This window comes from Bradyrhizobium sp. Arg816, from assembly GCF_029989365.1.
In the GTDB taxonomy this organism is placed as follows: Bacteria; Pseudomonadota; Alphaproteobacteria; order Rhizobiales; family Xanthobacteraceae; genus Bradyrhizobium.
Window position 1 is genome coordinate 1 of sequence record NZ_JAPRAQ010000244.1, and the last position, 436, is coordinate 436.

Annotated in this window: 1 protein-coding gene; it reads right to left on the reverse strand. The window is 67.7% G+C overall.

The features are described from left to right. Positions 1-260 (reverse strand): SDR family NAD(P)-dependent oxidoreductase (locus tag OWC48_RS46725; protein ID WP_282526026.1); only part of this gene is annotated, 260 nt, incomplete at its 3' end. Between the last annotated feature and the right edge of the window lie 176 nt (positions 261-436).

The following is a 436-nucleotide window of genomic DNA, read 5'->3' on the forward strand; positions in this document are numbered from 1 at the left end:
TCGATCCGGCCGAACTCCCGGTCGATCGCCGCGAAGAGCTGTGCCACCTGCTCCGGATCCGCGCTATCCGCGCGCACGGGCAACGCCCGGCGCCCCGCGGCTTCCACATCAGCCGCCACTGCAAGGGCGGCAGCTTCGTTGGAGACGAAGCTGATCGCGACATCGTAGCCCTGTGCGGCAGCAAGCCGCGCGGTCGCCGCGCCGACGCCACGACTTCCACCTGTTATCAGAATGAGCGGCGCCTGCGCGATCGTATCCATTGAGCGAACCTCCATGTGGTGATGGGATGATGATCCAGGACGGTGACCGGTCGAATACGGACGGCGCGGCGGCTTTGGCCGTTCCGCCGCCCATCCGGCACTGCAATCAAACGGACTACTCGCGCGATCCCGCGGCCGAACTGCGCAGATGGGGCCGCAGCGCCAGCACGAGTGGG